At 70.8% G+C, this 24,185-nt stretch carries 25 protein-coding genes and 2 pseudogenes; 6 read left to right on the top strand and 21 right to left on the bottom strand.

The genetic code is table 11. The features are described from left to right. Positions 1–166 precede the first annotated feature (166 nt). The 13 genes and pseudogenes from hemL to hemE all read right to left on the bottom strand — a co-directional run bounded on the left by hemL (position 167) and on the right by hemE (position 11,562). On the bottom strand, positions 167–1,489 hold the full coding sequence (gene hemL / locus L2X99_RS16275; RefSeq protein WP_236125842.1) for a glutamate-1-semialdehyde 2,1-aminomutase: 1,323 nt from the start codon (positions 1,487–1,489) through the stop codon (positions 167–169). Positions 1,490–1,617: 128 nt separating this feature from the next. Continuing rightward, a complete protein-coding gene (gene hemB / locus L2X99_RS16270; RefSeq protein ID WP_236135401.1) occupies positions 1,618–2,601 on the bottom strand; it encodes a porphobilinogen synthase in 984 nt (327 codons plus the stop codon). A 108-nt stretch (positions 2,602–2,709) separates the two neighbouring features. Continuing rightward, positions 2,710–3,515, bottom strand: a pseudogene (locus tag L2X99_RS16265) (uroporphyrinogen-III synthase). A gap of 6 nt (positions 3,516–3,521) precedes the next feature. Continuing rightward, positions 3,522–4,507: pseudogene (hemC, locus tag L2X99_RS16260) on the bottom strand (hydroxymethylbilane synthase). 4 nt (positions 4,508–4,511) lie between these two features. Continuing rightward, positions 4,512–5,189, bottom strand: coding sequence for a hydrogen peroxide-dependent heme synthase (gene hemQ / locus L2X99_RS16255; RefSeq protein ID WP_236125845.1), 678 nt, complete (start codon positions 5,187–5,189; stop codon positions 4,512–4,514). Between the two features lie 40 nt (positions 5,190–5,229). Then, positions 5,230–5,508 carry a hypothetical protein gene (locus L2X99_RS16250; protein WP_236135400.1) on the bottom strand — a complete coding sequence of 93 codons (279 nt, stop codon included), beginning with the start codon at positions 5,506–5,508 and terminating at the stop codon, positions 5,230–5,232. After that, positions 5,495–5,926 carry a phage holin family protein gene (locus L2X99_RS16245; RefSeq protein ID WP_236135399.1) on the bottom strand — a complete coding sequence of 144 codons (432 nt, stop codon included), beginning with the start codon at positions 5,924–5,926 and terminating at the stop codon, positions 5,495–5,497. Before L2X99_RS16245 ends, L2X99_RS16250 begins: the two co-directional genes overlap by 14 nt. After that, complete coding sequence (locus L2X99_RS16240) at positions 5,884–6,306, bottom strand: hypothetical protein (RefSeq protein WP_236135398.1); 423 nt, start codon at positions 6,304–6,306, stop codon at positions 5,884–5,886. Before L2X99_RS16240 ends, L2X99_RS16245 begins: the two co-directional genes overlap by 43 nt. A 188-nt stretch (positions 6,307–6,494) precedes the next feature. After that, positions 6,495–7,961, bottom strand: a complete 1,467-nt coding sequence (locus L2X99_RS16235) for a protoporphyrinogen/coproporphyrinogen oxidase (RefSeq protein ID WP_236135397.1) — start codon at positions 7,959–7,961, stop codon at positions 6,495–6,497. A gap of 55 nt (positions 7,962–8,016) precedes the next feature. After that, a complete protein-coding gene (locus L2X99_RS16230) occupies positions 8,017–8,775 on the bottom strand; it encodes a hypothetical protein (protein ID WP_236125849.1) in 759 nt (252 codons plus the stop codon). Positions 8,776–8,858: 83 nt separating this feature from the next. Next, positions 8,859–10,178 (bottom strand): C2 family cysteine protease, encoded by a 1,320-nt coding sequence (locus L2X99_RS16225; protein ID WP_236135396.1) that lies wholly within the window; start codon positions 10,176–10,178, stop codon positions 8,859–8,861. A gap of 2 nt (positions 10,179–10,180) precedes the next feature. Then, the gene (locus tag L2X99_RS16220; protein ID WP_236125851.1) at positions 10,181–10,462 is read right to left on the bottom strand and encodes a hypothetical protein; all 282 of its coding nucleotides are present in this window, start codon (positions 10,460–10,462) and stop codon (positions 10,181–10,183) included. Positions 10,463–10,548: 86 nt separating this feature from the next. Then, on the bottom strand, positions 10,549–11,562 hold the full coding sequence (hemE, locus tag L2X99_RS16215) for a uroporphyrinogen decarboxylase (RefSeq protein ID WP_329608060.1): 1,014 nt from the start codon (positions 11,560–11,562) through the stop codon (positions 10,549–10,551). 227 nt (positions 11,563–11,789) lie between these two features. Between hemE and L2X99_RS16210 the strand changes: the two genes are divergently transcribed. The 4 genes from L2X99_RS16210 to arr all read left to right on the top strand — a co-directional run bounded on the left by L2X99_RS16210 (position 11,790) and on the right by arr (position 14,749). Further along, positions 11,790–12,620 carry a serine protein kinase RIO gene (locus L2X99_RS16210; protein WP_236125853.1) on the top strand — a complete coding sequence of 277 codons (831 nt, stop codon included), beginning with the start codon at positions 11,790–11,792 and terminating at the stop codon, positions 12,618–12,620. 138 nt (positions 12,621–12,758) lie between these two features. Further along, positions 12,759–13,202 (top strand): hypothetical protein, encoded by a 444-nt coding sequence (locus tag L2X99_RS18440; protein WP_329608059.1) that lies wholly within the window; start codon positions 12,759–12,761, stop codon positions 13,200–13,202. Further along, positions 13,199–14,059 carry a glutamyl-tRNA reductase gene (locus L2X99_RS16205; RefSeq protein ID WP_329608058.1) on the top strand — a complete coding sequence of 287 codons (861 nt, stop codon included), beginning with the start codon at positions 13,199–13,201 and terminating at the stop codon, positions 14,057–14,059. Before L2X99_RS18440 ends, L2X99_RS16205 begins: the two co-directional genes overlap by 4 nt. 279 nt (positions 14,060–14,338) lie before the next feature. Continuing rightward, positions 14,339–14,749 carry an NAD(+)--rifampin ADP-ribosyltransferase gene (gene arr, locus L2X99_RS16200; RefSeq protein WP_236125854.1) on the top strand — a complete coding sequence of 137 codons (411 nt, stop codon included), beginning with the start codon at positions 14,339–14,341 and terminating at the stop codon, positions 14,747–14,749. Between the two features lie 628 nt (positions 14,750–15,377). Here the strand turns inward: arr and L2X99_RS16195 are convergent. After that, a complete protein-coding gene (locus L2X99_RS16195; RefSeq protein ID WP_236125855.1) occupies positions 15,378–15,761 on the bottom strand; it encodes a type II toxin-antitoxin system VapC family toxin in 384 nt (127 codons plus the stop codon). Then, positions 15,758–15,982 carry a FitA-like ribbon-helix-helix domain-containing protein gene (locus L2X99_RS16190; protein WP_236125856.1) on the bottom strand — a complete coding sequence of 75 codons (225 nt, stop codon included), beginning with the start codon at positions 15,980–15,982 and terminating at the stop codon, positions 15,758–15,760. Before L2X99_RS16190 ends, L2X99_RS16195 begins: the two co-directional genes overlap by 4 nt. Before the next feature lie 87 nt (positions 15,983–16,069). On the opposite strand from L2X99_RS16190, the gene L2X99_RS16185 reads away from it, so the two are divergent. Continuing rightward, positions 16,070–16,780 carry an HhH-GPD-type base excision DNA repair protein gene (locus L2X99_RS16185; RefSeq protein WP_236125857.1) on the top strand — a complete coding sequence of 237 codons (711 nt, stop codon included), beginning with the start codon at positions 16,070–16,072 and terminating at the stop codon, positions 16,778–16,780. Positions 16,781–16,838: 58 nt separating this feature from the next. Then, the gene (locus L2X99_RS16180) at positions 16,839–17,261 is read left to right on the top strand and encodes a DUF1801 domain-containing protein (RefSeq protein ID WP_236125858.1); all 423 of its coding nucleotides are present in this window, start codon (positions 16,839–16,841) and stop codon (positions 17,259–17,261) included. Between the two features lie 5 nt (positions 17,262–17,266). Here the strand turns inward: L2X99_RS16180 and L2X99_RS16175 are convergent, their stop codons facing one another. Genes L2X99_RS16175 through L2X99_RS16150 form a run of 6 tightly spaced genes read right to left on the bottom strand, consistent with a single transcriptional unit; the run spans position 17,267 to position 24,185 of the window. Further along, positions 17,267–17,512 (bottom strand): hypothetical protein, encoded by a 246-nt coding sequence (locus L2X99_RS16175; RefSeq protein WP_236135395.1) that lies wholly within the window; start codon positions 17,510–17,512, stop codon positions 17,267–17,269. A 10-nt stretch (positions 17,513–17,522) separates the two neighbouring features. Next, complete coding sequence (locus L2X99_RS16170; protein ID WP_236135394.1) at positions 17,523–18,833, bottom strand: amidohydrolase; 1,311 nt, start codon at positions 18,831–18,833, stop codon at positions 17,523–17,525. Between the two features lie 51 nt (positions 18,834–18,884). Next, the gene (locus L2X99_RS16165; RefSeq protein ID WP_236125860.1) at positions 18,885–19,880 is read right to left on the bottom strand and encodes a C-terminal binding protein; all 996 of its coding nucleotides are present in this window, start codon (positions 19,878–19,880) and stop codon (positions 18,885–18,887) included. Between the two features lie 20 nt (positions 19,881–19,900). Further along, on the bottom strand, positions 19,901–20,863 hold the full coding sequence (gene speB, locus L2X99_RS16160) for an agmatinase (RefSeq protein WP_236125861.1): 963 nt from the start codon (positions 20,861–20,863) through the stop codon (positions 19,901–19,903). Positions 20,864–20,877: 14 nt separating this feature from the next. Further along, entirely contained in the window at positions 20,878–22,497 is a 1,620-nt protein-coding gene (locus L2X99_RS16155; RefSeq protein ID WP_236125862.1) for a thiamine pyrophosphate-binding protein, read from the bottom strand. Next, on the bottom strand, positions 22,494–24,185 hold the full coding sequence (locus L2X99_RS16150) for an amidohydrolase (RefSeq protein ID WP_236125863.1): 1,692 nt from the start codon (positions 24,183–24,185) through the stop codon (positions 22,494–22,496). The genes L2X99_RS16155 and L2X99_RS16150 overlap by 4 nt, the downstream gene beginning before the upstream one ends.

Raw genomic sequence — 24,185 nt, 5'->3', positions numbered from 1 at the left:
CGGTTCGCCGAGAGCAGGCGGCGTGTCGCCGCGTTCCCCGGGTTTGGTCAGCCGGCGGACCGTTCACGAGCAGGAGATCCGGCCGCAACCGGACGAAACCGCGGCTCCATCCTGTTCCGGGGAGATCTCCCGTCCCCGAAGACGCGGCGCCCGGCGCCCGGCGCCGTCAGACGGTGGCGGCTGCTGCGGCAGCGGCCGCCGCAGGCAGGGCTCTCTCGACCACGGCGAGGTCGTCGTCGGTGTGCGCGGCGGTGAGGAACCACGCCTCGAACACGCTCGGCGGCAGCGCCACTCCCTGCTCGCGCATCGCGTGGAAGAACGGCGCGTACCGGAACGCCTGCTGCGCCTGCGCCTGCGCGTAGTCGCGCGGCACGTCGGGCGCGAACGCGACGCCGAACAGGCTCCCCGCACGCGGCACGGTGTGCACCACACCGCCATCTGTCAGGGCGCGGTCGAGCGCGGTCGCGATGCGGTCAGCCGCGGCATCCACCATCGCGTACGCCTCGGGCGTCGCCAGGCGCAGAGTCGCGAGGCCGGCGGCGACGGAGAGCGGATTGCCCGAGAGCGTGCCCGCCTGGTAGACCGGGCCTACCGGTGCGAGCAGGTCCATGACCTCGGCGCGGCCACCCAGTGCGGCCAGCGGCATTCCGCCACCCACGACCTTGCCGAACGTGATGATGTCGGGCTGGTACTCCTCGCCCGCGGCCTGCTGCAGTCCCCAGAACCCGGCGGAATGCACGCGGAACCCGGTGAGCACCTCGTCGAGGATCATCAGCGCGCCGTGCGCGTGCGCGGTCTCGGCGATCAGGGCGTTGAAGCCTGGCAGTGGCGGGACGACGCCCATGTTCGCGGACGCCGCCTCCACGATCACCGCGGCGATCCGCGGGCCGTGCTCGGCGAACACCGCTGCGAGGGCCTCGGGGTCGTTGTAGTCGATCACCAGCGTCTGCGCGGCGATCGGCGCGGGCACACCGGCCGACCCCGGCAGTGCCAGGGTCGCGACGCCGGAGCCGGCTGCGGCGAGCAGGCCGTCGGAGTGGCCGTGATAGTGGCCGGCGAACTTCACCAGCAGGTCGCGCCCGGTGGCGCCGCGGGCGAGACGGATGGCGGTCATGGTCGCCTCGGTGCCGGTCGACACCAGGCGCACGCGCTCGACGGGCCGTGCCTCGCCGAAGCGCACGCGGTCGGCGATCAGCTGGGCCAGCTCGACTTCACCCTCGGTCGGAGCGCCGAACGACAGGCCGCGGACGGCGGCCTCCTGCACGGCCTCGACGACGATCGGATGCGCGTGGCCGAGAAGAGCGGGACCCCAGGACGCGACGAGGTCGACGTACTCGGTGCCTGCGGCATCCGTCACGCGCGCTCCGCGGGCGGATGCCAGGAATCGCGGCGTCCCGCCGACCGATCCGTAGGCCCGCACCGGCGAGTTCACCCCGCCGGGGATGACGGTGCGCGCGGCGTCGAACAGGGTGTCGTTGCGGTCGGTCACAGAGGCTCCTCGTTCAGCAGACGTACCCGACAAGGCTACGTCGGATGCCTATGAGCGGATCTGAAGGCGTTTCGTCACTTCGACTCGCTGCGCTCGCTCAGCACGGCGCTCGCTCCTTCGTCGCTCGCTCAACGACCGGACTGCAGCCAGCGCGCCGCCTCGACCGCCCAGTACGTCAGCACCGCATCCGCACCGGCACGCCGGATCGACAGCAGCGACTCCAGCACGGCGGCACGACGATCGATCCAGCCGTTCGCCGCGGCCGCCTCGATCATCGCGTACTCGCCGGACACCTGATATGCCCACACCGGAATATCCACGGTGTCGCGCACCTCGCGCAGCACGTCGAGGAACGCCATCGCCGGCTTGACCATGACGATGTCAGCGCCCTCCTGCTGGTCGACGACGGCCTCGCGCACTCCCTCGCGGCGATTGCCGGGGTCGAGCTGGTAGGTGCGGCGGTCCCCCTGCAGCTGCGAGTCGACCGCCTCGCGGAACGGCCCGTAGAAGGCGCTCGCATACTTGGCCGCGTAGGCGAGCAGCAGCACGTCCTGGAAGCCCTCGGCGTCGAGCGCGGCGCGCAGGTGCGCGACCTGACCGTCCATCATGCCGCTCAGGCCCAGCAGCTGCGAACCGGCGCGCGCCTGTGCCAGCGCCATCGACGCGTAGCGCTCGAGGGTGGCGTCGTTGTCGACCGAGCCGTCCGCGGCCAGCACGCCGCAGTGCCCGTGGTCGGTGAACTCGTCAAGGCAGAGGTCGGTCTGCACGACCAGTGCATCGCCGACCTCGGCGGCGATCGCCTCCGTCGCGACGTTGAGGATGCCGCGCGGGTCGTCCGCACCGGATCCGGTGGCGTCGCGCACAGCGGGCACGCCGAACAGCATGACGCCGCCGACACCGGCATCCGCCGCCTCCGCGGCTGCCACTCGCAGCGAGTCGAGCGAGTGCTGCACGACCCCGGGCATCGAGCCGATCGGCGCCGCATCGGTCAGTCCTTCGCGCACGAACATCGGCAGCACGAGCTGCCGGGCCTCGAGCGAGGTCTCGCGCACCAGCGCGCGCACGGGTGCGGACTGCCGCAGCCGCCTCAGACGGGTCTCGGGAAATGTCATCGGATCACCTCATGATTGTCGCGCGGCAGTTCTCTGCTCGCGCTGCGCGGATATGCGCCGCACGAGCGAAAAGAGGCGGCGCGAACGCGACTCCGACCCGCCCTCGGATCACGGCGCGAACTCGTCGGCAGCGTGCGGCAGGGTGAAGTGCGAGACGACCTCGATCAGGGCGTCGACCGTCTGCTTGTCGGCGATCGCCCAGATCGGCAGGCCGACCTTGCGTGCGTCGGTCGCGGTGCGCGGGCCGATCGCCGCGAGCAGCGTCGTGTCGGGGATCTCGGGGAACTGCTCCCGCACCTGCCGGGCGACCGAGCCGCTGGTGATGAGGATGGCGTTGATGCGGCCGTTCAGCACGTCACGGTGGATGCGCTCGGTGACCGGCACTCCGACGGTGCGGTACGCGACGATGCTGTCGACCAGATGACCGGCGTCGGCGAGCATGTCGGTGAGCACCGGCTTCGCGATCTCGCTGCGCAGCGTGAGGATACGGCGCGGCTCGGCCTCGAGCGAGATGATCTGCTCGGCCATCCCCGCCGCGGAGTTGTCGTTCTCGGGCACCATCTCGACGTCGTAGCCGACGGCCTGAAGCGCCGCGGCAGTGGTCTCGCCGACGGCGGCAACCTTGGTGCCGCGCGGGATCTCGACCCGGTGTGCGAAGAGCACGTCGACCGTCGTCGCACTCGTGATCGTCAGCCAGTCGTACTCACCGGCGGCGAGGCGGGCGAGCGCATCGTCGAGCGCCTGCTGGTCCGTCGTCGGCGCGAAGTTGATCAGCGGCGCGACGACCGGAACGGCGCCCTGTGCTCGCAGGCTCGCCGCGACCCCGTCACCCCACGGACCGCCGCGGGCACCAGTACGCGCCAGCCGCTCAGGGGCTTGTCCGGCGGGGCCGGGATCGAATCGGTAGAAGTCATTCAGCATCACTCTCGCGGAAGGAGGTCGGCCGCCCCCTGTTCGAGCAGCCGATGAGCCGCAGACATGCCGAACGCACGCGCCGCGTGCATCGGGTCTGCACCACCGGCAGCATCCGCGCCGTTGCCGCTGCCGTTCCGACGAATATACCCCTCGTCCAGGATCTCCGTGACGTCGATGTCGATCCGGCGTCCGCCATCGGGAGCGAACACCGCCGCCTGCAGGTGCAGTCCCGCGTCCGTCTGCACCGCGTGGGCGGCCATCGGCGCCTGGCATCCGGCGTCCAGGCCGGCGAGCACCGCGCGCTCCGCCGTGACCGCGACGCGGGTCGCCTCGTCGTCGAGCTCGGCCAGCCACCCGCGCAGGTCGTCCGGCGCGATCTCCGTGGTCTCGACCGCGAGGGCGCCCTGTCCGGGGGCGGTCGGCCAGTCCGCAAGCGCGAGGTCCTCCCGTCGCAGCGGGCTGTCCGCGCCGAGGCGGGAGAGGCCCGCGGCGGCGAGGATCACGGCATCCAGCTCGCCGGATGCCACACGCTGAAGCCGCGAGTCGACGTTGCCGCGGATGTCCACGACCGAGGCCCCGGGATTGCGGCGCCGCACCTGCGCGATGCGCCGCGGTGCGCCGGTGCCGACTCTGCTGCCGGCCGGCAGCTCGTCGAGCGGCGTCCCGTCCCTGGTGATCACGACGTCGCGGGCGTCGACCCTGGCCGGCGTGGCCGCGATGACGAGCCCCGCCGGCTGCGCCGTGGGCAGGTCCTTCAGCGAGTGCACCAGCAGGTCGCACTCCCCCGCAGCAGCGCTTCGCGCAGTCGGGTGGCGAACACGCCCTGACCGCCGATCTCGGAGAGGGATGCCCGGTTGGTGTCGCCCTCCGAGACGATGGGGACCAGTTCGACCGGACGGCCGGAGATCTTCTGCAGCGCCGCGGCGACGTGGCCGGACTGCGCCTGCGCGAGCGCGCTGCGCCGGGTTCCGAGACGGATGACGGTGCTCATCGGGTCACTGCAGGACGTCGGCGATCTCGTCGAGGCGCAGGCGTCGGCCGGTGTAGAACGGCACCTCCTCCTTCACGTACCTGCGGGCGTCGGTGTAGCGCAGGTCGCGCATCAGGTCGACGAGCTCGGTGACGTCATCGGCCTCGAGCGGCAGCAGCCACTCGTAGTCGCCGAGCGCGAAGGCGGCGACGGTGTTCGCGATGACGCCGGTGAACGCCGCGCCCTTGCGACCGTGATCGGCGAGCATCCTGCGGCGCTCGGCCTCCTCGGCCAGATACCACTCCGGCGTGCGCACGAACGGGTACAGGCACAGCCACTGCTTCGGCTCGATGCCGCGCAGGAAGCCGGGCACGTGCTGGCGGTTGAACTCGGCGTCGCGGTGCACGCCCATGACGTTCCAGACCGGCAGCAGCGGCTTCAGCAGCTCGGTGCGGCGCAGCCGGCGCAGCGCGCGCTGCAGCTCCTCGGCGGTGGGGCCGTGCAGCCACACCATGAGGTCGGCGTCGGCCTTCAGGCCGCTGACGTCGTAGAAGCCGCGGACGGAGACGCCGGAGTCCTCGATGTGCCCGACGATGGTCTCGAGCTCCGTGGAGTCGGGGTCTGCCTGCGGGGCATCGGGGTTGCGCCCCCACACCGCCCAGAGGGTGAAGCCGGAAGGGGAGGGTTCGGTCTCGTCGGACATGCGTCCAGTCTGCCCCTTCGGGGCGGAGACGGCGAACCCGCTACCGGGACGCCGCCCGCGCGATGACCCAGACGACGCCGCCCACGGCCGCGGCCACGCCGATCACGGCGGCGACGGCCCCGGCGGGGTTCTTCTTCGCGAACGCGCGCACCTTCGCGATGCCGCGCTGCGAGGCCTGCTCGACCCGGCGCGGCACATTGGCCTTCACCTCGATCGCGGCCAGTGCCGCCTTCAGCTCGGCGCGCGCCGACGCCACCGGGTCGGTGATGCCGTCGGCCACGGCCGTGCGCGGCAGCGGAGCCTGCTCAGAATTCGTCATCAGCGACCTCCCTGGGGCGCTCATCGCCGGCCTCGCGGACGAGGCGGATGTCGGTGGACACGGCCTGCGCGGGGTTCTCGCGCTTCAGCACCTTCCGGAACCTCAGCACGCCCAGCAGGCCGAACACGAGAACAGCCAGGATCAGGATGCCGAACACGATCAGCGCCGAGGCCCAGACGGGCATCCACGACGCGAAGCCGGCGATCGCGAACACCAGGATGACGGGGATCGCCCAGAACAGGAAGAACAGGGCGATCAGGAACCAGACGCCACTGATCCCGGCATCCTTCGAGGTCTTCTGCACCCACGCCTTGCCCGCGTCGATCTCGGCCTTGACCAGGTTCGAGACCAGGTCGGGCATGTCGCCGAGCAGCGTCAGCAGGCTGTCGTCGGCGCGGTCCCGGTAGCCGCGGACCATGTCAGTCGTCCTTGCTCTTGGCGGCAGGCTTCTTCGGCGCGGCCTGCTTGGCAGCCTTCACCGCATCCTCCGGCGGCGTCCGACACGTCGTCGGCGGCATCCTTCGCGGTGTCGATCGCGGAGTCGAGCTTCTGGCCGGGCGTGCCCGGGGCCGACGCCGAGCGCACCACGCGCACCGCACCGTCCCACAGCGCCTGCGGCACCGCGGCAGCCTTCTCCTTGGCGAAGTCCTGCACCCGGGTGACCTGCTGCTGCACCGGATCGAGGTTCCAGACCTTCAGCCACTGCGTCTTGATCTGCTCATAGCGCTCACGTCCGGCACGGCTGCCGAGCACGTAACCCACGCCGAGTCCGACGACGAGTCCGATCTTCCCCTTCATCGGGGGCCTCCTGACTGTTGCTGCGACTGGCGGCGGCGGCCGACCAGGACTCCCAGCGTAACGCCGTATTCCGTTTTCGGCATCTACCGTTGCCGGGGACCTGTCATCGGGCGTATTCTGCCCCTCCCGTCCTGACGGATGCGGGTGTTCCACAGGCGGACCCGGACCCCGACCGGCGGAGCGATGGATCAGCCGAACAGCAGTGCCCGGCGCAGTCGGTCGGCCTCGGAGACGGCGTCGGGCACGACCTGCGCGAGGCCGGTGCCCGCCAGCCACGCGCCGACGGCCGCCAGGCCGGGGACGGCGCGCACGGCGGCGCGCGCCGCGGCGCGCCGCTCGGCGGAGCCGATGACGGATGCCGGCTGCGTCTGCACGTGGCGCGCCCGGTGCGCGCCGGTGAGCTGCTCGGGACGCAGCGTCACGCCGAGCATCGCGGACGCCTCGGCGAGCGCCAGGCGTGCGGCTCCCGCATCGTCGAGCGCAGCCGTGGCGGGTGTCTCGCCCTGGCTGCCGAAGGAGACCCGCACGACGTGGCGTCCGGCAGCGGCATCCCGCAGCCAGCCCCACTTGACGGTCGAGTGGGTGAGCGCCTTCGCGGTGCGGCTGCCGGGCACGGTGAGCACGCCCGTGCCGCGCGGGGCGGCATCCAGCTCCGGCGCCTCCAGCACCAGCGTGACGATCTCGATCTCGGGGGCGACGGCCGGCTCGCCCAGGTCGACGTGGCCGGCGAGGAGGGCCCGCGCCGCGGGCTCGGAGGTCGCGACGATCACGGCATCCGCTCGCAGTTGCTCGGATGCGGGCTCACCCTCGTCGTCCTCCGGGACGGACTGCACCAGCACCTCCCAGGACGCACCGTCACGGACGAGCTGCTCGGCGCGTGCACCGGTGCGGATGTCGACGCCGAGTTCCTCGAGGTCGGCGCGCAGCGCGTCGACGAGCCTGCCCATCCCGCCGGCCAGGCCCTCGACGGCGGATCCCGGTGCGGCGCCCTTCTGCTCCCGCTCGCCGCGCAGCACGGCCACGGCACCGGAGAGCGACCCGACGCGGGTGAGCGCGGCGCTCAGCCCCGGCGCGACGGCCTCGACATCGACGTCATCGGGATGCGCGGAGTACACCCCGTCGGTGACCGGCGCGACCAGCCGATCGCGCACCTTCTCGCCCATCCGCGTCGCGACCAGCCTGCCGAGGCTCTTCTCGTGCCCGATCGTGAGCGGCGGCCGCAGCCGGTCCATGTACGCGCGCCACATGCCGCGGACGCCGATCACGCGCCGCACGTCCTCCTGGAACGGGTTCTCCGGGATGCCGAGCAGTCCACCCTTGGGGATCGGTGCGGCCCCCACATCGGGGATGCCGTCGACCCAGGCACCGCCGCCCTGCGGCGTGACGATGCCGTCGGCGAGGCCGAGTTCGGTCACCAGGGCGCGGACATGACCGCCGCGCGTCGCGTAGCTCTCGGCGCCGGCGTCGACGACGATCCCGTCGACCTCGGCGCGGCGGATCGCCCCGCCCAGTTCCCCTGCCTCCAGCAGGGTGACCGGCATCCCGACCTTCGCGCACTCGCGGGCGGCCACCAGTCCGCCGATGCCGCCGCCGATCACGACGACGTGCTGTTCGGCCGCGCGGGCCGCGAGTTCGGGGTGTGCTCGGTCATGCATCCATCCTCACACCCGCATCCGATGCGGACGCCGGGAGAAGGAGCGGATGCCTCGCTCAGTCGCCCGTCGGGACCTGCCTGCGGTTGATCAGGCTCGGCTCGGTGGTGTTGATGACGGTCGGCGTGCCGCTCGAGGCGTCGATGAAGAACACGCCGGTCTGGCCGTCGGCGACCGGGAACCCCCAGGTACCGCCGGGGACATCCGGCTGCGGACCCTGCACGACCTCGAGGGGCTCGGGCATGTCGCCCTTGATCACGTCGATCGGGGTCAGGGTCCCCGACGCCGAGAAGTCGACCCGGGGCGTGCGCAGGGTCACGTCGTCGGGGTCGCCCTTCGCGCCGGCGAAGACGATGATGTCGGCCTTCTCAGCCCACTCTGCGAGCTGCGCTCTGGTCGCGCCGGGGATCCGTTCCGACTGTCCGCCCAGCACTCGGGCGAACGCGCGCTGCGCACCGGAGTCGTCGTGCAGCCCGACATAGCCGAACAGCTCGTACCCGTCGTCGGCCTTCTTCAGCACGAGGATGCCCTCATGCTTGCCGTCGTAGGAGTCCTGGGCCTCGTCCGCGAGGTAGTACCAGGTGTCCGCGGGCTTCTTGACGCCGATCTCACCCGAGGCTTCGCCCTTCAGCGTCTCGCCGACCCTGACGGTCGCCTTCTGGGCGGGGAACACGTCGGCGCCGGTGTCCTCGATCTGCGGGTCGATGGACTCGACCGTGCCGTACACGATGAGATCAGCGGCCTGCACGAGCTCGCTGATCGGCTCTGCGGGGTTCGGGTCCTGCACGGATGCTGTCGACGAACTGGGGGTGGGCATCGGCTTCTCCTCCTGGCCTGCACTGCACGCGGTCAGCATCAGGGCGACGGACGCCACGATGACAAGACCCGTTCTCTTCACGATCACTTGTTTCCGACTTCGACGACGTTGAACGACTTCGTGAACTCGTCCATGCTCATGGTGAAGGTACCGTCCGGAGGCGTGGTCAGCTCGCCGCCGGCCGCGCGGATCGCATCCTCGTGCCCGTTGTTGCTGCCCCACGGGTTGCGGATGACGACCATCTGCTGACCGTCCACCTCGTAGGCGTCGAGCACCGTGAGTGCGTGCCCGCCGCCGTCGAAGCCGAGCTGGCCGTTCTGCGCGCTCGCGACGACGGGACGCCCGTCGTCGAGTGCCTCGTCGATGTCTTCGAAGCTGTCTGCGACATCGTTGCCCCCGGTGAGCCAGTCCCAGAACCCGCCGTCGTGATCCTTGACGTCGGCATCCTCGCCGTAGATGTCCTCCATGACGTCTCGCGCCCAGCCGCCGTCGTTGAGGTCCTCGTAGCCGATCTTCTGCTCGTAGGCGCCCTCGAAGATGCGCACCCACAGGGCCTGGTCCGTGTCGGAGACCTGATCCGCGGTGACGGTGACGTCGCCGTCGGCGAAGTGCACCGTGTACGAGCCGTCGCCGTTGACGGTGATCATCTCCATGATCTTGTCGGGGTCGACGTTCGCGATTCCGGCGAGAGTGGCCAGCAGATAGCAGTCTCCGATGCCGCCCTGGTGCACGTCCTCAGGGCTCGGGATGCCGTTCGGGTAGAGCGCCGGATCGCCGACCGGCGGGAGCTCCTCGCCGTTTCGGATCCTGTCGAGACGCGGGTCGGTCAGCGACGCCACGGCCGCGTCGTATTCGTCGCGCCAGTCGACGAAGCGGTTGTTCCACTGGATGGCGAGGGCGTCCCATTCGGACTGCGCGTCCTGCGCAGCTGAGAGGAGCCTCTTGTACGCGGTGTTCTGCTCGTCGTAGTCGTCGGCGGCCGGGTCAGGTTCATCCGCGCCCTTCGCCGCCGCGACCGCGGCCTTCTTGGCCTGCCACGCCTCCTTGCACGAGACGGCCAGTGCGTTGAGCTCGTCCTGGTGCCCGTCGGTCGCCTGCCCGTATGCGCACAGGGCCGCGCCGACCGGCCAGTAGATCGCTCCGGCGACGGCGAGCAGCTGGGCGGAGTCGCCGATCGCGGAACGCAGCTTGTCGACGGCCTCGCCCGACACGGCCCACTGCGACATCTCGGCTTCCCCGAGCATCTTCAGCTGCGCGCTGAGGGTGCCCATCAGGCTGCCGTAGGTCTCCATTCTCTGCGCGTTGGAGTGCACGGTCTGCGGCTCGCCGGTCATGGTCCTGATCTGCTCGCCGACGCCGAACGCCTCTCCCGCCGTGCCGGCATCCACCTGCTCGTACGCCATGGTCAGGCCCCCTCGTCCAGGTCGCTGTAGGAGTCGATCACGGTGTCGAGGCGCGTGCCGATGCCGCCGAGCGTGGCGATGAGGTCGTCGCGCTTCGGCTCCCACGCGCCCCGGAAGTCGGAGGCCAGCGCGCTCAGCTGCGTGCGCTCGTACGGGGCGCCGATGGCACCGGCCACGTCGCCCGTCCGCTCCGGGGCGTCCTCCAGCTCGGCGATGATCTGCGTGATCGACTCCTTGACACACGTCAGCAGGTCGTAGTCGATCCTGACCTTCTCTGCGCCCATTTCTCACTCCCCGGCGTTGACTCTGCTGACAAGCTAGCCGAGGGGCGCGCGCAGGCCCATGGGGAGTACTCCCCATGGGCGGGGGGTCACAGCTCGCCGTGCGCGAGCGCGACGATGCGGGTCAGCTGGTCGGGGTCGGTTTCGGGCGGCACGCCGTGCCCGAGGTTGAGGATGTGGCCCTTCGCACCGCGGCCGCGCGCGATGACGTCGCGCACGTGCGCCTCGAGCACGCTCCACGGCGCCTGCAGCAGCGCGGGATCGATGTTGCCCTGCACCGCGACGTCGGGACCGAGGATGCCGATGGCCTCGTCGAGCGGCATCCGCCAGTCGACGCCGACCGCCGAGGCGGTGCCGTCCAGGCGCATGTCGGCGAGGAACGGCCCGGTGCCGACGCCGAAGTGGATGGCGGGCACCCCGATGCCGGCGATGACCTCGCGCGAGTGCGGGGCGACGTAGGTGCGGTAGTCGTCGGTGGACAGCGACCCGGCCCAGGAGTCGAAGAGCTGCACGACGGATGCTCCGGCGTCGCGCTGGGTCTCGAGGAAGCGCCGCGACACCGCCGCGAGCCAGCCGGCTAGGCGGTGCCACGACACCGGGTCTGCGTGCATCATGGCGCGAGCACGCAGGTGCTCCTTGGACGGTCCGCCCTCCACGAGGTAGGCGGCGAGCGTGAAGGGGGCGCCGGCGAAGCCGATCAGCGGCGTCTCGCCGAGCTCGTCGGTGACGATGCGCACCGCCGCGGCGATCGCATCGCCGTCGAGCGAGGCGGGATCGATCGCGGTGAGCCGCTCCACGTCGTCGGCCGTGCGCACCGGGTTCGCGAACACCGGCCCGCGGCCGGGCTCGATCTCGACCTCGACACCGGCGAGGCGCAGCGGGATGACGATGTCGCTGAAGAACACCGCCGCGTCGACCCCGTGCCGGCGCACCGGCTGCAGAGTGATCTCGGCCGCGAGATCGGGAGTCAGGCAGGCGTCCAGCATCCGGGTTCCGACGCGCAGCTCGCGGTACTCGGGCAGCGAGCGTCCCGCCTGCCGCATGAACCAGACGGGGGTGCGCTGGGGGGTCTCGCCGGACAGCGCGCGCAGCAGGTCACTCATGCGCCCCATCCTGTCATCGGCACCTATGCGTGCGCCCTGCCGGATGCTGGACAGATCGGCCGGCAGCACCTAGTGTCGGATGCGCACCGGGAGCGGCCCCGGATGCCTGAGGAAAGGAGAGCCTGATGAACGTCTCTGTCGTCGTGCCCTTCCCTCGACATCCACATCCCTGAGGCCTCCCGCCACTGACACCCCGGCGGCGGCCTCCTCTCCTGGAGCACACCACCGTGAACCCGTCTTTCGACGCATCCCCTTTCGACATCACCCTCTCCTTCGCCGACACGCGCCTGGCCGAGAACCAGCGCTGGAGCACGTGGCAGGCGGTCACCCCGACCGAGCGCGGTCCCGAGCCGCGCCCCGACTGGGTCGTCACCTCGGCCGACGCCGTCGACACCGAACTCGGCATCCTGAAGACGGGCAAGGAGGCCGACGTGTTCCTCATCGAGCGCGCCGTACCGTTCGCCCGTTCGCAGCGCTCGCTGCTGGCCGCCAAGCGGTACCGATCCGCCGAGCACCGCAGCTTCCACCGCTCCTCGATCTACACCGAGGGGAGGCGCACCCAGAACACCCGCGACACCCGCGCGCTTGCGAAGAAGTCGGCGCACGGCCGCGCCGTCGCCGCCGCACAGTGGTCTTTCGCCGAGTTCGAGGCGCTGTGCCGGATGCACGAGCTCGGCGCGCCGGTGCCCTACCCCGTGCAGGTGGACGGCACCGAGGTGCTGATGGAGTTCATCGGTCACGACGGCACCGCGGCTCCCCGGCTCGCCCAGGTGCGGGACGGGCTGGACGACTGCTTCGCACAGGTCGCCGAGATCCTGCGGATCTTCGCCAGGGCCGGCCTGGTGCACGGTGACCTCTCCGCCTACAACCTGCTCGTGCACGAGGGGCGGGTCGTCGTGATCGACCTGCCGCAGATCGTCGACCTCGCCGCCAATCCGCAGGCCTGGGATCTGCTGCACCGAGACTGCGTGAACGTGTGCGAATGGTTCGCCCGTCGGGGCGTCGACGCCGACGCCGACGAGCTGATCGCCGAGCTCGTCGCGGAGTCGTTCGGATGACCCTTCCGCTGCTCCGGTCTCAGCGGTTGCGGGTCGCTCGGGCCCAGGACCCGCGACGAGTGAGACCGGAGCGGAAGAAGGTCGACCCCAGAGCGGGCGTCAGGGGTCACATAGGAGAGCGGCGTAGAATCCCGTTCCGTGCTGGTCTGCGTCTCGGCGAGTCATCGAACCGCCTCCTTCGAGTTGCTCGAACGCCTCAGCCGCACTCCTGAGTCCGTCGCCCCCGCTCTGATGGCCGGCGGCGCGCAGGGTGCGGTGGTCCTGGCGACGTGCAACCGCTTCGAGGCGTACGTCGAGATCGACGCGGAACCGGCCGACGCCGCGTCTGCGGTGCGCGACGCCGTCGAGCAGGCGACGGGCATCCCGGCCGCCGATCTGGACGGCTCGTACCAGGTGCTCAGCGACCGCCGCGTGCCCGAGCACCTCTTCGCCGTGGCATCCGGCCTGGAGTCCGTCGTCTCCGGCGAGGGTGAGATCGCCGGGCAGGTGCGCCGCGCTCTCAGCACGGCCCGCAGGGACGGCACCACTTCCCCGAGCTCGAGCGCCTGTTCCAGCGCGCCAGCCAGGCGCAGCGCAGGGTGAAGAACGACACCGCGCTGTCCCGCGCCGGCCGCTCGCTGGTGCGTCTCGCTCTCGAGCTCGCCGACAGCCGCATCGCGGACTGGGGCGCGGAGCGCGTGCTGCTGGTCGGCACCGGCTCCTATGCAGCCGTGACCCTCGCGACCCTGCGCGAGCGCGGAGCGACGGACATCACCGTGCACTCCCCCTCAGGTCGTGCGGCGATCTTCGCGAAGAAGCACGGGCTCCGTGCCATCACCGCCGGCGAGTACGCCGACGTCGCGCGCCGTTCGACGCTGCTGATCACGTGCACCGCGGCGACGGAGCCGGTGCTCGGCCCGACGCAGCTGCAGCATCCGGACCCTTCGACGGGCTCAGAGACCACTCCTGGATGCCCCGTCACGCACCACGCCGCCGGACAGCTCGTGATCGACCTCGGGATGCCGCGCAACGTGGACCCCGCGGTCGCGCACCTCGAGGGCGTCGCTCTTCTCGACCTGGAGACGATCCGGCTGCACGCGCCGCTGGAGGAGCTGCAGGCGACGGATGCCGCGCGCTCGATCGTGCGCGCGGCCGCCGCAGACTTCCACGTGGTCGGTGCCCGGCAGAGCGTCACGCCCGCCGTCGTCGCGCTGCGCTCGCACATCTTCGGTCTGCTCGAGGACGAGATCGAGCGTGCGCGCCGCCGCGGCGACGAGGACGGCCGTGTCGAGCAGGCGATGCGCCACCTCGCGGGCGTCCTGCTGCACACGCCCACCACCCGTGCGCACGACCTGGCCGACTCCGGCCGCGCGCACGAGTTCCACGCCGCGCTCGAGACGCTCTACGGGCTGACGGCAGAGGCTTCGGCATCCGAGGCATCCGGCTCCGCCACCGCCTGACCCGTCCTATGCAAGGAGCTTTTCGCCGCTGAGGCAGCCCTCCCCTCGACCTTTTCCTCCTTGCACCCCGACCACAGGACCCAGCGCCTGACCCGTCCCAGGCAAGGAGCTTTTCGCCGCTGAGGCAGCCCTCCCCTCGACCTTTTCCTCCTTTCACCCCGACCACGGGACCCAGCGCAGACCCGGAAGTCCGTGCAAGGAGCTTTTCGCCGCTGAGGCAGCCCTCCCCGCGACCTTTTCCTCCTTTCCCGCTCGCGTCATGGCGATTACCCTGAGCCGATGACCGACACGCTGGACGACGGACCGTTCTTCCACGGCACCAAGGCCGACCTGCAACCGGGCGAGCTGCTCACCGCGGGCTTCCGCTCGAACTACCGGCCCGAGGTCGTGATGAACCACATCTACTTCACTGCGCTGCGCGACGGCGCCGGTCTCGCGGCCGAACTGGCCGCCGGAGACGGCGAGCCCCGGGTCTACCTCGTCGAACCCGTCGGCGACTTCGAGAACGACCCGAACGTCACCGACAAGAAGTTCCCCGGCAACCCGACCCGTTCCTACCGCAGCACCGAGCCGCTGCGGGTGCTCGCCATCGTCGAGGACTGGACCCGGCTGACCCCGGAGGCGCTGCAGACCTGGCATGACAACCTCGCCCGTGTGCGCGCCGAGGGCGGCGGCCAGATCATCAACTAGCCGCGCTAGCGCGACGAGCCCCTGGAGCACCTGGAAGGCGCCCGCGGCATCAGCTCCTGAAGCGGCGGCACTCGCGGTCTGACCGGCGCACGCTTCGCGCGGGAATGTGCGCTTCGCGCTGACGGATCATCGGCTCACGTCCGCTCGAAGTGCACTTCTGCGATCCGGATGCCCGGGCCAGCCGCTCAGTCGCTGCTGTTGGCTGTTCGCCCGGCGATCAGCAGCGCCCCGGCGACGATCGCGGCGCCGACGATCAACGCGAGCCCGACCAGACCTCCGAAGATGGACTGCCGCAACTGCGCCCCTCGCACAGGACCGTGTCGATCACGTCCCCTGCGCAGACCTCGTTCGTCTGGACCACGCCGATCAGCGCCAAGATGACGAACAGCGCCGCAAGAGCGCCCGCAATGAGCAGACCCACGTTCTTACCAAGTCGCACTTGCATGATCCATTCGGCTTGTACGCGGCGACCGTTCCGGTCGACGCGGTGTCTGTGGGCCTCACCGTACAGGAGGGCGGCTACCGCCCCCGGTACCTCGCGGGTGCGCACACTCGACAGGGCGTGCTCCTCTCGTCCCGACGATCCTCTCCTGCATGCCCTCCCCGCGTAAACCCTGCCAGTGCGCGACTACGGCAGCAGCGCGCAGTCCGGAGCGGATGCCGCGAGACGAGCATCGAGAGTCAGCAGCGAGCACTGCGCCGCACGGGCGAGCACGACGTGCATGGCGTCGTACGCGCTGACGTTGTGCCGCAGTGCGTACACTGCGGGCAGCATGGACATCATCGGCACCTGCTCGACGTCGAGCGCGTCGAACTCACGGAAGGCGCGCAGCGCCTGCTCATCGGTGATCTGCTTACTGAGAGACCATCCACGGATGACGGAGGCGACTTCAGCCGTAAGGTGCTGCGGCGCCAGCAACTCGTGCCCGTCGAGCAGCGCTGCCGCCCGTCGCCCCGCCTCGGTTCCGAACAGGATCTCGGCGACCGCGGATGCGTCGACGACGAGCGTCATCGGCCGGGTCGCTGCTCGGCCAGCACCTGAGCGGCCGGCTCAAGCTCGGCAACCCCGCGGCTCGCGATCCGTTCCAGCAGCTCAGCGCGACTCGGACGCGTCGCGAGGCGGTCGAGCTCGCGCAGCAGGTAGTCGCTCAGCGAGCTGCCCTCGAGCGCGGCCTTCGCTTTGAGCGCACGGCTCGTCTCGTCAGAGACGTTGCGAACTTGGATCGTTGTCATGCACTCAGCATACGTCACATGCATGATGCATGCATCATAGTCGGGGGTTCCGTCCCACGATTTCCGCTCGGGTGCGAGACTGTCCTCATGGCCCTTCACATCACCGGAGACACCGCCGCCGACGACCTGCTCACGAACAACCCTCTGGCGCTCCTGGTCGGGATGCTGCTGGACCAGCAGGTCGCGATGGAGACCGCGTTCGCCGGTCCCCTCAAGATCGAGCAGCGCACGGGAGCGACGGACGCGACGACGATCGCGTCGATGGACCCCGACGAGTTCCTCGCGGCGTTCAAGCAGTCGCCCTCGGTGCACCGCTTCCCCGGCTCGATGGCCACGCGCGTGCAGACGCTCTGCCGGACGCTGGTCGACGACTGGGGCGGGAATGCCGCGGCGCTGTGGACGCGCCCTTCGACAGGCTCAGGGACCCAACCGGAGGGCTCAGGGACCCAACCGGAGGGGTCAGGGACCCAACCGGAGGGCTCAGGGACCCAACCGGAGGGCTCAGAGACCCACCCGGAGGGCTCAGGGACCCAGCCGGACGGCCCCACCGTGCTGAAGCGCCTGAAGGCGCTGCCCGGGTTCGGCGAGCAGAAGGCGAAGATCTTCCTGGCCCTGCTCGGCAAGCAGTACGGCTTCACCGGTGAGGGCTGGCGCGAGGCATCCGCCCCCTACGGCGAGGACGGCTCTTTCCGCAGCGTCGCCGACATCGTCTCGCCCGAGTCGCTGACCAAGGTGCGCGAGCACAAGCGGGCGATGAAGGCTGCCGCGGCGCAGAGCAATGCGACGAAGGAGCGTTGATGGGCGCCGGGGCAAGGTTGAGCGAGCGTAGCGAGTCGAAACCCAGAAAGGCCAGCAGGTGAAGCCGACCGGCGGCAGCGTCGCCACGTTCCTCGCGTCGGTCACGCCCGCGAAGCGGCGACGTGACGCCGAGACGCTGACCGCCCTGCTGCAGGACGTCTCCGGCCGCGAGCCCGAGCTGTGGGGCACGATCGTCGGCTTCGGCAGCTGCCACTACCGCTATGCCACCGGCACCGAGGGCGACATGCCGCTGCTCGCGTTCGCCCCGCGCAAGGCGGCGTCGACCATCTATCTGGAGTCCACCGCCGAGCACGCCGACGCCCTCACCAGGCTCGGTGCGCACACCACCGGCGTCGGATGCCTCTACATCAAGGACCTCGAAGAGGTCGACCTCGACGTGCTGCGCGACATCGTCACCGCGTACCTGCGCTGGGGCGAGAACGGCGGCAGCGAGGGTGCGGTGATCACGGTCACCGGCTGACTCGCTCACCAGTGCCGGTGCCCGCCCGCCTCCGAGTAGTCCGGCCAGGGCAGATCGATCGGCGCCTCGAAGTCGGCCGGCAGCAGCGCAGGCATCGGGTCGGCCTCGCTGCGTTCGCTGAACTCGGCCCGCGCGGCCGCCAGGGTCTCCGGCGCCGTGAGCAGGTCCAGGAAGGTGCCGGAGATCGTCTTCCCCGCCGTCACGATCGTCGGTGCGATCGTCTCGGGTATCCCGCCCAGAGCGTTCATCACCCATGCCGGGTCAGGGGCCCGCTCCGGGAACCGGCTGCAGCGCCGGTCGTGACACGTAGAACCGCACCAGCGGTGCGTAGTGCGACATCTCGACGTAGTCGTCGCTGGTCCAGTTGCGCTGCCATGCGGGCATGTGCTCGCGCAGGATCCGCTCCGCCTCCTGGGGGTCGATCAGCCGCTCGGTCTCGGCGAGGAACGGCCTCTCGCTGGGTTCGTGACCGAGCGTGCGCTGGATGTCCTGGGCGACAGCGACCGCATCGGGCCCGTACACGGGCGCGCCGACCTGCTCGAGGTTGGCGTAGAGCGTCTCCGCCATCACGTGGTTGGTGCGACCGGGGCGGCTGCGTGCGACCCAGCGCTCCTCCAGCTCGCAGTGCGCCATCGTCGCCGCGGCCGCCGCATTGCGATCGAGCACCGCGAGGATGTGCTCGGCCATCTCGATGTCGGGCGTGCGCCAGGAGAACTGCAGACGCGCCACCCTGTGCGGCAGATTGTCGGCTGTCGCCTGCCCGTCGCTGAGGATCGCGTCGGAGAAGCTCCAGCCTCCGGTAGCGGGCAGCATCGAGTCGAGCATCGTGCGCGAAGCGGTGTACATCTGGGTCAGGGCGACGTTCGCCCCGGGCGCCCTCGCCGCGGAATGGGATGCCGGGATGGGCGAGTTCGGATCCGCGCTGGAGATCTGCCAGGTCTCGGGGTGGTCGCAGACGAACGTGTAGACCTTGCTGTAGTAGGCGCCGCACTGCGTGTCCCAGCGCGCCGTGTTGCACAGCGGCAGCATGTAGAACGGGTGGAACGACACGATCGCATCGACGTCGTCGTAGTAGCCCCGCAGACCGTGCACGACCTTCGAGCCGTGCATCTTCTCCGCCGGCTCGCCGGTGTACCTCAGCGTCCCGGAGATACCGTGCTGCTCCATGGCATGCTTCGTCGCGAGCAGGCCGGCGAGCGTCGAGATGCCGAGCACCGAGTGCGGATCGGTGTGCCCTGGTGCGAAACGGCTGAGCCCGTCGCGCGGCGCTTCGGACGTGGTCGCCGCCTGGCTGTTGCCCGGCACAGCGTCGTACTCGGCGTAGGTGAGCAGAGTGGGCCCGTCGCCGTTGCGCCAGACCGCGCTGAACGCGGTGGGCATTCCCGCGGATCCGTCCTCGACGTCGAAGCCCTCGGCGCGCAGCCGCTCGACATACCAGGCCTGCGAGCGATACTCGCGCCACGCGGGCTCGGCGAGCTCCCAGATCCGGGTGTGCCACTCGGTGAGCTGTGCGAGGTGCGCGTCGATCCAGGTGCGTGCGGTCTGCTTGGCCTCGTCGGTCAGGTGTGCCACGGGGGTCCTCTCTTCGAATCTGTGCGGGGAGCCGGCGCGGGTCGGCGTTCTTCAAGCGCGAGGCGCGGGCCGGTTCACCGGGGAATCGGGCGCGCCGGTCTCGCGCAGCGTCACCGCATTCTGCGCCTGGATGCGCACGTACTCGATCTCGGTACGCTCCGAGAAGTACGCGATGTGCGGCGTGAGCACGACGTCGTCACGCCCCAGCAGCGGATGGTCCGGTTGCGGTGGTTCGGTGGCGAGCACGTCGAGAGCCGCGCCGGCGAGATGGCCGGTGTCGAGTGCGGCGGCCAGCGCCGACTCGTCGATGAGCGCGCCGCGCGACACGTTCACGAGCACCGATCCCTGCCGCATCCCGGCGAGGAACTCCGCATCGATCATGCGTTCGGTCTCGGGCGTCAGCGGCAGGTGCAGCGAGAGCACGTCGGCCTCGGCCCGCACCTCGTCCAGACCGGCTCGCCGCACGCCGAGGCGCTCGAGATCAGCGCGCACCTCGGGGGTGTCCGGCATCAGCGGGTCGTAGCCGATCACCTGTCCGAAGAGCGGTGCCGCCAGCCGGATGAGCTCGCGCCCGATCTTGCCGAGTCCGATGATCCCGAGGGTCTTCTCGCTGAGCCGGGGCGGAGCCGCGGCGGTGCGCTCGTTCCACTCCGCCGGGTTCGCACTCGCCGTGTAGAACCGCAGCTGACGGATGCTGTGCAGCATGATCGCCAGCGCGTGCGTGGCGACCTCCTCGGTGGCGGCGCCGGGCACGTTCGTCACCCAGACGCCCTGCTCGGCCGCGGCGTCGACGTCGACGTAGTCGAACCCCATCGACATCAGGGCGATGATCTCGAGGTTCGGCAGCGCCTCGATCATCTCTCGGGTGACGGCGGCGTAGCCGGGCAGCAGCGCCACGGCGTCCCGCGCGCCCTCGACGATCGCCTGCGGGTCGCGGGTGCCCAGGACCCGCACCTCGAAGCCGTGCGCCTCCAGCAGCGCGATGCCGGGACCCGGATCGGTGTCGTCCACGTCCGTGTAGACGGCGAGGGGTCGTGCGTCGGTCATCTCATCATCCGTTCTGGAGGTCATTCGCCGCGTCCGCGCACGATCGCGCGCGCCATCGCGGTGAGGATCTCGTAGGACACGTGACTGGCGGCGATGCCGGTGATCTGGGCGTGGTCGTAGGCGGGAGCGACCTCGACCACGTCGGCGCCGACCATGTTCAGATCGGCCAGGCCCCGGATGATCCGCAGCAGCTCCCTGCTCGTCAGGCCGCCGGCCTCGGGAGTGCCGGTGCCGGGGGCGTGCGCCGGATCGAGCACGTCGATGTCGACGGACACATACAGTGGCCGGTCGCCGACCCGCTGCCGGAGCCGCTCGAGAGCGGCCGGCACGCCGTGCTCCTCGACGAACTCGCTCGTGATGATCGAGAAGCCGAGCCGCTCGTCGTCCTCGAGGTCGCCCTTGCCGTACAGGGGGCCGCGGGTGCCGACGTGCATCGAGGCGGTGCGGTCGATGAAGCCGTCCTCCGAGGCGCGGCGGAACGGCGTGCCGTGCGTGATCGGCTCGTCGAAGTAGGTGTCCCAGGTGTCGAGGTGCGCGTCGAAGTGCACCACGGCGACCGGGCCGTGCTTGGCGCTGATCGCCTTGAGCAGCGGGTAGGCGATGGTGTGGTCGCCGCCGATCGTGAGGATGCGGTCGACCCGCTCGCCGAGCTCGGCCGCGGCCTCGGCGATCTGCTCGACCGCGGTGTGGATGTTGAACGGGTTGGCGGCGATGTCTCCGGCATCCGCCATCTGCACGGCCTCCCAGCCCGAGAAGTCCTGCGCCGGGTTGTACGGCCGCAGCAGGCGGCTGGACGCGCGCACGTGCTCCGGACCGAACCTCGCGCCGGGGCGGAAGCTGACCCCGCTGTCGAACGGGATGCCGACGACGGCGATGTCGGTCTCGCCGACGTCTTCGATGCGCGGCAGCCGGGCGAAGGTCGACAGGCCCGCGTAGCGCGGGGTCTTCGACGCGTCGGCCGGCCCGATCGGTGTGCTGCTCATGGGGTGTTCCTGTCTCAGAGGGCGAATGTGGACTCGTCGAGGTGGATGACCTGCAGGCCGCCGTCGGCCTGGGCCTGCTGCACGGCCTCGGCGAGCTCTGCGGCGGATGCGGCACGTCGTCCCGTGCCGCCGAAGGCAGTGCCGAGGGCGGCCCAGTCCGGCTGCACGAGATCGACGCCGATCGGCGCGATCCCGGCATCCGCCTCGTTCTGGCGGATCTCGGCGTAGCCGCCGTTGTCGACCACGATCACGGTGACGTCGAGCCGCTGCTCGACGACAGTGATCATCTCCTGCAGCGAGAACATCAGGGCGCCGTCGCCGGTGACGGCGAACGCGGGGCGGCCCGGGTCGCCGAGGCGCGAGCCGAGCGCGGCGGGCAGGGCGTAGCCGAGGGTGGCGTACGTCGCCATGTACGGCATGGAGTTCGGCTTCGACACCCGCAGCACGTTCATCAGACCCCAGTACGCGATCTGCGACGAGTCGGTGGCGACGATCGCGTCGGCGGGCAGCACCGAGGCGATGACCTCGGCGAGCGCGGCGTTGACCGGCGAGAGCTCGTGCACCTCGGCGCGCACGGCCTCGAGGGTCTCGGCGACGCGACTGCCGGTGCGCGGGGTGCCGTCGCCCAGCTCGGTCAGCAGGGCGGAGAGGGATGCCGCGGCGTCGCCCACGATGCCGACATCGGCCTTCTGGTTCTTGTCGAGCTGCGAGGCGAGCAGGTCGATGCGGATGACGGTGCCGCGCGCGTCGAGCCGGTCGACCCAGAGCTCGGCCTCGCCGAGCTTGGAGCCCACCACGAGCAGCACGTCGGCGTCGCGGGCGCGGTTGCGCGCGGCGGCCAGGCGCAGATTGGCACCGAGCGAGAGCGGGTGGTGCTCGTCGAGCACGCCCTTCGCGTTCGCCGTGGTGATGACGGGGGCGCCGAGGCGCTCGGCGACGGCCCGCAGCGCGGCCCCGGCCCGGCGGGATCCGCCACCGGCGAGGATGACGGGATCCGAGGCAGCGTTCAGCAGACGGGCCGCCTCGGTGACCAGGTCGTCGGAGGGCGCCGGAGCGGGCGGGAACACGCGAGATGCGAGGTCGTCGGGAGTGATCCCCTCGGCCTCCTCCTCGAGCAGGTCGAGCGGCACCTCGATGTACACCGGGCGCGGACGTCCCGTGGCGAACAGCGCGAAGGCGTCGTGCACGGCCGCGACCGCCTCGGCGGCGCTGGTCACGCGCCTGCCCCATTCCACGACGGCGGATGCCGCGGCCAGCTGATCCTTGGTCTCGTGCAGCGTGCCGACGTCGGCGAACTCGCTCCCCCGCGCCGGTCCCGGCGAGAGGATGATCATCGGCCGCGACTCGCAGTAGGCCGTGCCGGCGGCGGAGAGCGCGTTCAGCAGTCCGGGGCCGCTCGTGGTCACGACCACTCCCGGCATCCCGGTCTGCATCGACCAGCCGTCGGCGCCGTACCCGGCGCCCTGCTCGTGCCGAGTGGTGACCGGGCGGATGCCGAGGGCCTGCAGCGGCCGGTAGAACTCCAGGTTGTGGGTGCCGGGGATGCCGAACACGGTGTCGACGCCGTAGCCCCGCAGGGCCTCCATGATCACCCAGCCGGTGGTGCGCTTCGCGGTGGTCTCCATGCCGCTCATCCTTCCTGGCCGCTCTGCGCCGCCGCCGCTGAGTGCTTCACGACACCGTCCACCCAGGTCTCCAGCACCGGGATGCCGGCGATCTCCGCGCCCTCGGTCTCGAGCGGATTGGCGCCGAGCACCACGAAGTCCGCGCGCTTGCCCGGGGTCAGCGAGCCCAGCTCGTGATCGCGGCCGAGCGAAGCGGCGCCTTCGAGAGTGTGCCCGCGCAGCGCGGCCTCCGCGCTGATCCGCAGCGAGTCCGGCCCCAGCTTGTGCCCGCGGCGCGTGACACGAGTCACCGCCGCCTGGATCGCCTCGAGCGGCCGGGGTTCGGCGACCGGGGCATCCGACGAGATGGTGACGGGCACACCGGCCTCGAGGAACTCACCCAGCGGGTTGAACCGCTCACCGGGGGTGCCGATGGCCTGCTCCACGCCCTCGCCCCAGTTGTAGTAGTGCTGGGTCTGGTTCACCGGACGGATGCCGAGCTCGGCCATCCGTGGGATCTCGGCGGGATCCGGCAGGCCGCAGTGCTCGATGCGGTGCCGGGCGTCGGTGTCGGGACGAGCGGCGAGGGCGTCCTCGATCGCGTCGACCACCATCTTGATGGCCGTGGGCGACTGCGCGTGGGTTGCGGTCTGCAGACCCGCCAGATGCGCCTTCTTCACGAGCCCGGCGTACTCCTCGGGCTGGTGATAGAGCTGTCCGGTGCGGCACGGGTCTCCGACGTACCCCTCGGGGAAGTACGCCGTCCAGCCGCCGAGCGTGCCGTCGGCGTAGAGCTTGATGCCCGCGGCCGAGAGGAAGGCATTGCCGAACGGCCCGGTCAGGCCGAGGTCGATCACCTGGTCGAGCAGGTGCGACAGGAAATACATCGAGACCCGCATGTCGAGGGCGCCGCGGTCGGCCAGCGCCAGATAGGCGGCGAACTCGCGCTGCGACACCTGGGCGTCGCCGATCGTGGTGACGCCGCCGGCGAGGAACTCACGCTGCACGGCGTCGAGCTGATGCTGGTGCTCGGCCGGCTCGTCGCCCAGGTGGAAGTTCGGTCCGTGGTGGCCGACCTTCACGCCGTGCAGTCCGGTCAGCACGTTGCACGCGGCATCCGACAGCTCACCGGTCAGCTCCCCGTCGGCGTCGCGGAAGAACTCGCCGCCCTCGGGGTTCGGGGTGTCCCTCGTGACGCCGTACTTCTCCAGAGTGAAGCTGTTCACCACGCCGCCGTGACCGGAGGCGTTCATGATGTAGACCTCGCGGTCGGTCGCGATGTCGTCCAGCTCGTACCGGGTGGGATGCCGGCGCTCGGCGAGATTGCGCTGCTCGTAGCCGTAGCCGCGCAGCGGCGCTCCCGCCGGCAGCGTGGCCGCCCGCTCAGCCATGAGCTCGACGATCTCGGGGATCGACGCCGCACGCTCCGGACCGATGTCGACCCAGGTGAGCATCTGCCCGTACATCAGCGGATGCGCGTGCGCGTCGACGAAGCCGGGCACGATCGTCGCGCCGGGGTGGTCGATGCGCACGGGGTCGAGTCCGGATGCCTCGGCCGCCTGCACCACGCCGTCGATGGAGCCGACGGCGAGGATGCGGCCGCCGGCGGTGAGCATCGCCTCCGCCCGGGGCAGCGACTCGTCGACCGTGTGGATCGCGTCTGCCGTGATGATGGTCGCGGCGGAGTCCCGGGAGTCATAGGTCGCTAGACGGCGCAT

The organism is Microbacterium sp. KUDC0406 (genome assembly GCF_021582875.1).
In the GTDB taxonomy this organism is placed as follows: Bacteria; Actinomycetota; Actinomycetes; order Actinomycetales; family Microbacteriaceae; genus Microbacterium.
This window is presented reverse-complemented; position numbering and strand designations above follow the sequence as displayed.